Origin of the sequence: Rheinheimera marina, from assembly GCF_042654345.1 — a bacterium.
GTDB classification, from domain to species: Bacteria; Pseudomonadota; Gammaproteobacteria; order Enterobacterales; family Alteromonadaceae; genus Pararheinheimera; species Pararheinheimera marina.
Genome location: NZ_JBHSGB010000018.1, coordinates 1 through 4,064 on the forward strand (window position 1 = coordinate 1; position 4,064 = coordinate 4,064).

Annotated in this window: 2 tRNA genes and 2 rRNA genes; all 4 read right to left on the reverse strand. The window is 51.3% G+C overall.

The annotated features are described in order from the left end of the window. Positions 1–2,188 (reverse strand): 23S ribosomal RNA (locus tag ACFO3I_RS18535); the annotation flags it as partial. 183 nt (positions 2,189–2,371) lie between these two features. Further along, positions 2,372–2,447, reverse strand: a tRNA-Ala gene (locus ACFO3I_RS18540). Positions 2,448–2,452: 5 nt separating this feature from the next. Next, positions 2,453–2,529 (reverse strand) — tRNA-Ile (locus tag ACFO3I_RS18545). Positions 2,530–2,598: 69 nt separating this feature from the next. Beyond that, positions 2,599–4,064 (reverse strand): 16S ribosomal RNA (locus ACFO3I_RS18550); the annotation flags it as partial.

Genomic DNA, 4,064 nt, shown 5'->3' on the forward strand with positions numbered 1-4,064 from the left:
AGGGGCCCAGGTTAGAACATCAAACATACAAGGGTGGTATTTCAAGGACGGCTCCATCAGAACTAGCGTCCCAACTTCAAAGCCTCCCACCTATCCTACACATGTAGGGTCAATGTTCAGTGCCAAGCTATAGTAAAGGTTCACGGGGTCTTTCCGTCTAGCCGCGGGTATACGGCATCTTCACCGCAATTTCAATTTCACTGAGTCTCTGGTGGAGACAGCCTGGCCATCATTACACCATTCGTGCAGGTCGGAACTTACCCGACAAGGAATTTCGCTACCTTAGGACCGTTATAGTTACGGCCGCCGTTTACCGGGGCTTCGATCAAGAGCTTCGCTTGCGCTAACCCCATCAATTAACCTTCCGGCACCGGGCAGGTGTCACACCCTATACGTCCTCTTACGAGTTTGCAGAGTGCTGTGTTTTTAATAAACAGTTGCAGCCAGCTGGTCACTGCGACTCTCCGATGCTTACAGCGCAAGGCCTTCACACTAGAGAGCGTACCTTCTCCCGAAGTTACGGTACTATTTTGCCTAGTTCCTTCACCAGAGTTCTCTCAAGCGCCTTGGTATTCTCTACCTGACCACCTGTGTCGGTTTCGAGTACGGTCGACAGTACCTGAAGCTTAGAGGCTTTTCCTGGAAGCGTGGCATCAACAGCTTCACCACCGTAGTGGCTCGTCTCGTACCTCAGCATTAGGGAACCGGATTTGCCTAATCCCCCTGCCTACATACTTTCACATGGACTACCAACGCCATGCCTGCCTAGCCTTCTCCGTCCCCCCATCGCAGTACTGCCGGTACGGGAATATTAACCCGTTTCCCATCGACTACGCCTTTCGGCCTCGCCTTAGGGGCCGACTTACCCTACCCTGATTAGCATGGGATAGGAACCCTTGGTCTTCCGGCGAGGGAGTTTTTCACTCCCTTTATCGTTACTTATGTCAGCATTCGCACTTCTGATACCTCCAGCATGCTTCACAACACACCTTCAACGGCTTACAGAACGCTCCTCTACCACTTGCACTTAGTGCAAGTCCACAGCTTCGGTGCATGGTTTGAGCCCCGTTACATCTTCCGCGCAGACCGACTCGACTAGTGAGCTATTACGCTTTCTTTAAAGGGTGGCTGCTTCTAAGCCAACCTCCTAGCTGTCTATGCCTTTCCACATCGTTTTCCACTTAACCATGACTTTGGGACCTTAGCTGGTGGTCTGGGTTGTTTCCCTTTTCACGGCGGACGTTAGCACCCGTCGTGTGTCTCCCGAGTAGTACTCATTGGTATTCGGAGTTTGCAAAGGGTTGGTAAGTCGGGATGACCCCCTAGCCTTAACAGTGCTCTACCCCCAATGGTATTCGCTCGAGGCGCTACCTAAATAGCTTTCGAGGAGAACCAGATATCTCCGAGTTTGATTAGCCTTTCACCCCTATCCACAAGTCATCCCCGTCTTTTTCAACAGACGTGGGTTCGGTCCTCCAGTTAGTGTTACCCAACCTTCAACCTGCTCATGGATAGATCACTCGGTTTCGGGTCTACGCCTTGCAACTATTCGCCCAGTTAAGACTCGGTTTCCCTACGGCTCCCCTATTCGGTTAACCTCGCTACAAAACGTAAGTCGCTGACCCATTATACAAAAGGTACGCAGTCACCCCACAAGGAGGCTCCCACTGCTTGTACGTACACGGTTTCAGGTTCTATTTCACTCCTCTTACAGAGGTTCTTTTCGCCTTTCCCTCACGGTACTGGTTCACTATCGGTCAGTCAGGAGTATTTAGCCTTGGAGGATGGTCCCCCCATGTTCAAACAGGATGTCTCGTGTCCCGTCCTACTCGTTTTCACTAATAAGGTCTTTTCGTGTACGGGGCTATCACCCTGTATCGCGGCACTTTCCAGAGCCTTCCACTAACACCTTACCAGCTTAAGGGCTGGCCCCCGTTCGCTCGCCGCTACTAAGGGGATCTCGGTTGATTTCTTTTCCTCGGGGTACTTAGATGTTTCAGTTCTCCCGGTTCGCCTCATCACACTATGTATTCATGTGATGATAGTGAGTAAACTCACTGGGTTTCCCCATTCGGACATCTGTGGTTCAACGTCTCTTACCGACTTCCCACAGCTTTTCGCAGGTTAGCACGTCCTTCATCGCCTCTGACTGCCAAGGCATCCACCGTGTACGCTTAGTCACTTAACCATACAACCCCAAAATGTTTCGGAATTACAGGTCTGTGATTAAGGTTCACAAATAAATTGTTTACCTTGTCTTCTTTCTATCAGCTTGCCAATTTGTTAAAGAGCAGTTTCAAGCAATTAAGCTTAAAGAGAAGTAATTAACTTAATCACTTGTCTTTAAACTTACACAGTAACTTCCAGTTCATGGTGGAGTTAAGCGGGATCGAACCGCTGACCTCCTGCGTGCAAGGCAGGCGCTCTCCCAGCTGAGCTATAACCCCAAATCTGGTTGGTCTGAGTAGACTCGAACTACCGACCTCACCCTTATCAGGGGTGCGCTCTAACCACCTGAGCTACAGACCAATTCTGTGTGCTCTACTTCATCAATCAATCATCTGTGTGGACACTGCGTAACGACTAGCGTCTTTTAGGTAAGGAGGTGATCCAACCCCAGGTTCCCCTAGGGTTACCTTGTTACGACTTCACCCCAGTCATGAATCACAAAGTGGTAAGCGCCCTCCCGAAGGTTAAGCTACCTACTTCTTTTGCAACCCACTCCCATGGTGTGACGGGCGGTGTGTACAAGGCCCGGGAACGTATTCACCGCAACATTCTGATTTGCGATTACTAGCGATTCCGACTTCACGCAGTCGAGTTGCAGACTGCGATCCGGACTACGATATGCTTTAAGAGATCCGCTCCGCCTCGCGGCATCGCCTCCCTCTGTACATACCATTGTAGCACGTGTGTAGCCCTACTCGTAAGGGCCATGATGACTTGACGTCGTCCCCACCTTCCTCCGGTTTATCACCGGCAGTCTCCCTAGAGTTCCCGACCGAATCGCTGGCAACTAAGGATAAGGGTTGCGCTCGTTGCGGGACTTAACCCAACATTTCACAACACGAGCTGACGACAGCCATGCAGCACCTGTCTTACAGTTCCCGAAGGCACAACCGCATCTCTGCAGTCTTCTGTAGATGTCAAGAGTAGGTAAGGTTCTTCGCGTTGCGTCGAATTAAACCACATGCTCCACCGCTTGTGCGGGCCCCCGTCAATTCATTTGAGTTTTAATCTTGCGACCGTACTCCCCAGGCGGTCTACTTAATGCGTTAGCTGCGCTACTCACAACACAAGGTCACGAACAGCTAGTAGACATCGTTTACGGCGTGGACTACCAGGGTATCTAATCCTGTTTGCTCCCCACGCTTTCGCACCTGAGCGTCAGTGTTGTGCCAGGGGGCCGCCTTCGCCACTGGTATTCCTCCAAATCTCTACGCATTTCACCGCTACACTTGGAATTCTACCCCCCTCTCACACACTCTAGTTGTCCAGTTTTGAATGCAATTCCCAGGTTGAGCCCGGGGCTTTCACATCCAACTTAAACAACCGCCTACGTGCGCTTTACGCCCAGTAATTCCGATTAACGCTTGCACCCTCTGTATTACCGCGGCTGCTGGCACAGAGTTAGCCGGTGCTTCTTCTGCGAGTAACGTCAAAAATGCATGCTATTAACATACATCCCTTCCTCCTCGCTGAAAGTGCTTTACAACCCGAAGGCCTTCTTCACACACGCGGCATGGCTGGATCAGGCTTGCGCCCATTGTCCAATATTCCCCACTGCTGCCTCCCGTAGGAGTCTGGACCGTGTCTCAGTTCCAGTGTGGCTGATCATCCTCTCAAACCAGCTAGGGATCGTCGCCTTGGTGAGCCGTTACCCCACCAACTAGCTAATCCCATATAGGTGCATCCGATAGCATGTGGCCCGAAGGTCCCACACTTTGGTCCGTAGACATTATGCGGTATTAACAGTCGTTTCCAACTGGTATCCCCCTCTATCGGGCAGCTCCCTATACATTACTCACCCGTCCGCCGCTAAATCAGGGAGCAAGCTCCCCTCA